Source organism: Vibrio sp. M260118 (genome assembly GCF_036533755.1).
Classification (GTDB): Bacteria; Pseudomonadota; Gammaproteobacteria; order Enterobacterales; family Vibrionaceae; genus Vibrio.
The window spans coordinates 1-7886 of the sequence record NZ_JATABG010000153.1 but is presented as its reverse complement, the minus strand read 5'-3'; the positions used below and the strand labels follow the sequence as shown (position 1 = coordinate 7886).

Sequence of the window (7886 nt, the reverse complement as noted above, 5' to 3'; positions counted from 1 at the left end):
TTTGATTGACTGAAAACATGCTTAATCTTGTCCTAGAGTTCGATATTTCTCGCGCAAATTGTTGCGAATGCTGATCGCAGTTAAATTCAAACCAACGATAACCGTCACCAATAAAAATGATGTGGCGTAAACCAGTGGTCTAGCACTTTCAATATTAGTCGTCTGGAAACCAACATCATAGATATGGAATCCCAAGTGCATAAACTTACGCTCTAAATGCAAAAACGGGAACTGGCTATCGACAGGTAAGGTGGAAGCCAATTTCACCGCGCCTACCAGCATTAACGGAGCCACTTCTCCTGCCGCACGGGCAACCGCGAGAATCAATCCAGTAATAATCGCCGGGCTTGCCATTGGCAGTACGATGCGCCACATAGTTTCTGATTGAGTCGCACCTAACGCCAATGAACCGTGGCGCACCGAATTCGGGATGCGAGTTAGGCCCTCTTCTGTCGCGACAATCACAACAGGCAAAGTCAATACTGCTAAGGTCAATGCTGACCACAGCAATCCAGGCGTACCAAAGGTTGGTGTCGGCAGTCGCTCAGCATAAAACAGTGAGTCGATAGAGCCGCCTAGGGTATAAACAAAGAAACCCAAACCAAATACACCATACACGATTGAGGGCACACCGGCTAAGTTAATTACCGCGACACGAATGATTCGAGTGAACGCGTTGTTCTTGGCGTATTCATGCAGATAAATGGCAGCGATAACTCCTAGCGGCATGACAATTACCGACATGATCAGCACTAACAGTACTGTACCAAACATCGCTGGGAAAACGCCCCCTTCAGAATTAGACTCACGTGGGTCATCGGATAAGAACTTCCAAGCCTGCTTAGCCCATCGAACCAGTTTTTCAGCGAAGTTCATCTGGTTCGGGTACCAAATATCGAGCGTGTCGGCCAATGGAATGGTCACCTGCTGACCCGTCATATCCGCGACGACCAAGCCTTGATTGAGTAACTGAGCGCGCAAATTATCGAGCTTCTCTTCCGTAGCCGCTAACAACTGAGTGTACCTAGCGCTTTGCGTATCATATAAAGCGATAAATTCGTCATCGAGTGTGTTGTTTAAGCGGCGCTTCTTTCGCTCTAACCTTAAACGCTCGACTTGAGCATTTATCACCCTCACATCACGCTCAATTAGAGTGACAATTTCATCACGCACCTTGTCAGCAAATTCGATGCCTTGCGCGTAGCTTTGTTCAACATCATTGGTTACCGTTCCATCAGGGTGGAGGTAGCCAATGGGTACGCCATAAAAATCACCGCCGCGCAGGCGTTCGATGACCGCCCAGTTTTCAGGTTGGGTGGGAGAATCAAGGTCAATCTCAAGCAGTGAAACAAAATCCGATGCGTAAAGGTCACGGTTGGCAATTTTAATACTCACTCGCTTGATCAGGCCTTTTTCGACGACCTCTTGCGGCAATTCGATGTTCATTTCTCGTAAGTGACTAATAGGCACATACTCTTGCGAGTAAATCTTCCCGACCAGAATATCTCCTTGCTTGGTCTGCCATTGATACAGGGGAGCAGGCCAAAAATACGATAATCCTTTCCAACCAATAAGCAGCAACAGCCCCAATACAGATAACAGACTGATACTCACCGCACCGCCTGTTAACCATATCCATGGAGAGCCTGATTTTAACCACTTAAACACGTAAAACGTTTCCTAATAATTCTAATTTACAGCGAGCGATATTTTTCGCGTAATCGCTGGCGAACCCATTCAGCCAATGAGTTAACCGCAAAAGTAAACACCAAGAGTAGCAATGCCGCTAAGAACAAAATGCGATAGTGGGAACTTCCCACTTCCGACTCCGGCATTTCAACGGCGATAGTTGCTGATAAAGTACGCATTCCTTCAAGGATGTTCCAATCCATGATGGGGGTATTGCCCGTTGCCATCAACACTATCATGGTTTCACCCACTGCACGCCCTAAGCCCATCATGATGGCTGAAAAGATGCCCGGGCTAGCCGTTAACAACACAACGTGAATCAGAGTCTGCCAAGGAGTCGCACCCAGTGCCAATGAACCATCAGATAAGTGTTTCGGCACAGAGAAAATCGCATCCTCTGCAATAGTAAAGATGGTCGGGATCACCGCAAACCCCATCGCAAAACCAACAACCAGTGCATTACGTTGGTCAAAATCAATGCCTCGCTCAGCAAGATAAACTCTTACGTCTCCGGCAAATAGTAACGCTTCGATATTGCCACTCTGCGACAAAATAACTGCACAGATTGCGATCATGACTGGCATTAGGATTGCTGCATGCCAACCAGTGGAAAATCGCCCTGACCAACGGTCAGAAAACTGGTGCCACAACAGGCCAAACAAAATGGTCGAAACTGGTAGAAACAGCATCAGTGCAACCACGGCCGCCAGGTGACTTTCTACAATCGGCGCGAACCACAAACCAGCGAGAAAACCAATAATCACCGTAGGTAGCGCTTCCATGAGCTCAATCGATGGCTTCACGACTCGACGCATTTTCGGAGTCATAAAATACGCGGTATAGATCGCCCCAAGCACGGCAATAGGAATAGCGAACAGCATAGCGAACGCAGCCGCTTTCAATGTACCAAAAGCAATCGGCACTATGCTAAATTTCGGCTCAAACTCATCACTGGCAGAGGTGGTTTGCCAAACAAACTCAGGTTCTGGATAGCCCTCATACCACACCTGTTGCCATAGCGAAGAGACCGAAACTTCAGGATAAGGATTATCTATCACGGCAAGGCTTAACGACTTGTCGTCGATAGCCACGAGATAAGATTCGTTATTCGACATCGCCGCTAACTGTGGCGCTTTCTTATAGGCACGTTCAAACATCACTAGCTTTTCACTGGTAGTGTAGTGGCTTTGCACCGTGCCATTGATGTAGAAACTGTAGAAACCTTTGCGGTAAGTATCAGGTAAAAGGAACTGTAACTCTGAAGCCAGTTTAAACTGACGAATCTGAGTTAAGTTTCGTTTGCCCTGTGACAATACATCAAACCATTGAGAGACCAGACCATCTTGATGAGTCACCAACACCGAATAGGCTCCCGCCAGCAGATCAATATCGGTTACGGCATGCTCTGGTCGGCCCAAGCTAAGGTCGACTAACTCGCGCACAATAAAACGTTCAGCTTGCTTAACCACAACAATAAGCTCAGATCCGCTGCGCACGTATAGCGTTTTACCGTCAGGCGTGAGTATAAGTTGGTCGATATCTTGTAACGGTTGGGCAAAACGATACTGATGTATTTGCCCTTCTTGCTGCCATTTAATCACAACTGAGTCGTCTTGATACCAACCAACTAAGGTCAAATTCCCTTGCGTCGCGAAAGCGAACTTCTGTAAATGCCGCTGACCTTGTTCTAAGTCAAATGGTAAATCAAGCTTGCTGATACTAGGAGATAGCTTACGTTGGCCATCAACTAGTTCAGTATCCAAATGAGGCTTAAAGATGTTTATCTCACCTTCAGGCGTCGCAAAACCATACCAACCGTATGCAGGTAAAGATTGGCTAAACAGATTATTGGTGAAACCAACTTGCTGTGATAGCACGGGGCCGGAGTTGGAGTGTTGCAGAGATATAAAGTCAATATTGCCTTGAGAAGAAATTACATACGCACTCTCCCCTGCATCATCGACCCCCAGCGCAACAGGGCTAGCGATTGATACCGGAGTCGAGCGGACATTAGGTGTCATATGTGCATCACTGAACAGTGGCAACACCATCATAGCTAGGTAGACAAAGATCAGAACCAGCGCTGCTAATACACTGACGCCACCAGCAGACACAGCAATGCGGACCAATCTGTCTTTAATCAATCGTTTCTGGTCTCGCTCTCGCAGTGAAAAATCTGCTTTCCCCATCTCTATCTCTTACCAATTTTCGCCCGAGGGTATAATATTTATATTAGGTGACAGTTATATTACAGGTCGCATAAACAACTGAAAACAATGCAATTAAAAAATGCCATAAAACTGTCACATAAACACCTTAAGTTGCTATCCAACTGAGTATTTTCACAATACTCAACTTCGTCAGCTAAGTTAAAGGACAAAACCATGAGCGCGGAAAAACTCTATATAGAAAAAGAACTCAGCTGGCTCTCTTTTAACGAACGAGTCTTACAAGAGGCTGCTGATAAAAGCGTTCCGCTGATCGAACGAATTCGCTTTCTTGGTATCTTTTCCAATAACTTAGATGAGTTCTACAAAGTTCGCTTCGCTGACGTTAAGCGACGAATCCTGATCAACCAAGAGCGTGGCGGCAATGACAATTCCAAGCATTTGCTAACCAAGATGCAAACTAAGGCACTTAAACTCAATGAGCGCTTTGACGAGTTGTATGCCGAACTGATCCGAGACATGGCTCGGCGCAGAATCTTTCTTGTCAACGAAACGCAACTCAGTGAAACCCAACAAAAATGGATTAAAAAGTATTTTCGCCGAGAGGTTTTACCACACATCACCCCCTTAATGATGCGCGACGACATTGACGTTCTTCAATTTCTTAAAGATGAATACGCCTATATCACCGTCGAACTAAAAACCGAAGAGCACAACCAGTACGCACTCATTGAGATTCCAACCGATCACCTTCCCCGCTTTGTCATGGTACCAGAGCTAAAAGGTAAACGGCGTAAAACCATCATCCTACTCGACAATATTATTCGCTACTGTCTAGATGAGCTGTTTAGCGGATTCTTTGACTATGATGAGTTAAACGGCTATTCGATGAAAATGACTCGCGATGCAGAGTACGATTTAAGTCACGAAGTTGAGCACAGCTTGCTTGAGCAGATGTCCGAAGGGGTAAGCCAACGTTTAACCGCGATGCCCGTACGATTTGTCTACGAGAGGGACATGCCACAAGACATGCTCGATTTCTTGTGTGAAAAACTGCAAATTTCAAATTACGACAGTCTGATTCCCGGTAGTCGTTACCATAACTTCAAAGACTTTATCGGTTTCCCAAATGTAGGTCGAGACTACCTAGAGCATAAACCTTTACCACCGATGCAATGTGCCGACTTTGATGGCTACGCCAATAAGTTTGATGCCATTAAAGCGCAAGATATTCTGCTCTACTACCCTTACCACACCTTTGAGCATATCAGTGAATGGGTTCGTCAAGCATCATTTGACCCGAAAGTTCTGAATATCAAGATCAACATCTACCGTGTCGCCAAAGACTCACGCTTAATGAATTCACTCATTGATGCGGTTCACAATGGCAAGTCCGTCACTGTGGTTGTTGAACTGCAAGCGCGCTTTGATGAAGAGGCCAACATCGAATGGTCAAAAGTCCTCACCGAAGCGGGAGTTGAAGTCGTTTTCGGCGTTCCTGGCCTGAAAATTCACTCTAAGCTACTGCTGATTAGTCGCAGAGAAGAGGATGAGATCGTCCGCTATGCTCATATTGGTACAGGTAACTTCCATGAAAAAACGGCTCGTATCTATACCGACTTCTCACTGCTCACTGCCGACCCAGAACTGACCAACGAAGTACGCAACGTATTCGGTTATATAGAGAACCCATACCGCCCGACTAGGTTTAACCATCTCATTGTTTCGCCACATAACTCACGTAAACAAATCTATCGCTTAATTGACAATGAAATCGCCAACGCAAAAGCAGGTAAAAAATCCTCACTGACATTAAAAGTCAACAATCTAGTTGATAAAGGTCTGGTCAATAAAATATACGCGGCAAGCACTTCAGGCGTCGAAATCAAGATGATCATTCGCGGTATGTGCTCCTTGGTGCCTGGTATTGAAGGGGTCAGTGATAACATCAAGATTATTAGTATCGTCGACCGATTCTTAGAACACCCCAGAGTCGTGATTACCCACAATGATGGCGACCCACAGGTTTACATCTCGTCCGCAGACTGGATGACAAGAAATATCGACCACCGAATTGAAGTGGGCGCGCCAGTGCGTGACGAACGTCTTAAACAGCGCATCATTGATATCATTAACATCCACTTTACCGATACAGTAAAAGCGAGATGGATCGATAAAGAGATGAGCAACAACTATGTTCCTCGCGGAAACCGAAAGAAAGTTCGCTCACAAATTGCCATTTACGACTATCTTAAAAATGTAGAAAAACAAACAAAGAATCAAAAACGTAAAGAGCAAGTAGTAGAACATGACACAGGACATTCGTGACGTTGCCGCTATCGACTTAGGCTCCAACAGCTTCCATATGGTGGTGGCAAGAGTCGTTGAGCAAGATCTGCAATTGGTTAGCCGCTATAAGCAAAGGGTTCGTCTTGCCGCTGGGCTAGATGGACAAAAAAACTTAGACAATGCTGCTATTGAGCGTGGCCTTGAATGCCTTGCTATGTTTGCCGAACGCTTACAGGGTTTCCAGCCAGAGAACGTACGAATCGCCGCGACTCACACACTGCGTCAGGCCAACAACGCGTATATTTTTTTACAACGCGCCAGAGAGGTGCTCCCTTTCCCTATTGAAATCATTCCTGGCATTGAAGAAGCTCGATTGATTTACCTTGGTGTTGCGCACACTCAACCTGAGTCTGATTCTAAGCTTGTCGTTGATATTGGCGGCGGCAGTACAGAGATGATCATTGGTAGTGGGTTTGAACCAGAGCTGATCAACAGTAAGCAGATGGGCTGTGTTAGCTACACTAATCGCTACTTTGCTAACGGCAAACTGTCTAAGAAAAACTTTGCTAAGGCTACGCTTGCCGCCGAGCAAAAGATGGAAGCGTTGGCACATAAATACAAAAAACGCGGTTGGGACACTGCCTTTGGTTCATCGGGAACCATAAAGGCTATCCGCGAGGTTCTCATTGGTTTAGGGTTCGAAGATGGCCTCATCACAATCAAGCGCCTCGAAAAGCTAATCAGCGTACTGTGTCAGTGGGACACCATCGATGATATTGAGCTTAGTGGTCTCACTCCAGAACGAAAACCCGTTTTTGCCGCAGGCGTCGCCATAATATCGGCGATCATCGCGAGTCTAAACGTCTCTGAAATGCACTTCTCCGAGGGGGCACTTCGTGAAGGGCTACTCTTTGAAATGGAAGATAGCTTTAAACGCTCTGACATTCGAATGCGCACCACAGAAAACCTCGCCAGCAAACATTTAGTCGATTTAGATCATGCGGCGAAAATCAAAGGCCACGCCACAGAGTTTCTCCAGCAAGTACACAAAGAATTGGGAATCAAGAAAAGTTCTGAACTGTTCGATTTACTAGAATGGAGCGCACTACTGCACGAAGTTGGCCTGAGTATCAGCTTACAAGCTTTTCATCGCCACTCAGCGTATATCCTCGCCAACACTTATATGCCCGGATTCAACCGCGAACAACAGCGCGTGTTAGCTATGCTAGTACGATTTCAGCGTAAAGCACTTAAACTGCATGAGATGGAAGAGTTCACCCTATTCGAGAAGAGAGACATTATTAGTCTGATTCGTATCCTGCGCTTAGCTATTTTGCTTAACGGACAACGTAATGACGATCCACTACCCCAGCTTGAACTCACGATAGATGGCGATGAATGGACACTCACGTCCGATGATAAAGATTGGTTGACGACCAATAAACTCCTTCACGCTGACCTATGCAGTGAAGGAAAATACTGGCAATCCGCTGGATGGCAGCTAACCTTCTAACCCAATGGCGTTGTACTGCATAAGCTTAGATCACTCTACAATGCCGACTTTTGCTAACTCACGGTGAGCAATATCGGCTGAAATTGGAATGTACCCATCTTTGGCCACTAAAGCTTGTCCCTGCTTAGAAAATATAAAGCGAACGAACTCTCGCTCAATCGGGCTGAGTGGTTTAACTGGGTTCTTATTTATATAAACATATAGGTAGCGTGATAGTGGGTACTTGC

The 7886-nt window shown here is 45.9% G+C and carries 4 protein-coding genes and 1 pseudogene; 2 read left to right on the top strand and 3 right to left on the bottom strand.

Features of this window, described 5'->3' with window-relative positions:
- Positions 1-21: 21 nt before the first annotated feature.
- A complete protein-coding gene (gene pstA, locus QTO00_RS10765) occupies positions 22-1668 on the bottom strand; it encodes a phosphate ABC transporter permease PstA (protein ID WP_331424793.1) in 1647 nt (548 codons plus the stop codon).
- Between the two features lie 26 nt (positions 1669-1694).
- Positions 1695-3878 carry an ABC transporter permease subunit gene (locus QTO00_RS10760; protein WP_331424792.1) on the bottom strand — a complete coding sequence of 728 codons (2184 nt, stop codon included), beginning with the start codon at positions 3876-3878 and terminating at the stop codon, positions 1695-1697.
- Positions 3879-4073: 195 nt separating this feature from the next.
- Between QTO00_RS10760 and ppk1 the strand changes: the two genes are divergently transcribed.
- Positions 4074-6185 (top strand): polyphosphate kinase 1, encoded by a 2112-nt coding sequence (gene ppk1 / locus QTO00_RS10755; protein WP_331424791.1) that lies wholly within the window; start codon positions 4074-4076, stop codon positions 6183-6185.
- Entirely contained in the window at positions 6166-7659 is a 1494-nt protein-coding gene (gene ppx, locus QTO00_RS10750) for an exopolyphosphatase (protein ID WP_331424790.1), read from the top strand. Before ppk1 ends, ppx begins: the two co-directional genes overlap by 20 nt.
- Before the next feature lie 30 nt (positions 7660-7689).
- On the opposite strand, the pseudogene QTO00_RS10745 reads toward ppx, so the two are convergent.
- Positions 7690-7886 (bottom strand): annotated as a pseudogene (locus tag QTO00_RS10745) (phosphate ABC transporter substrate-binding protein); the annotation flags it as partial.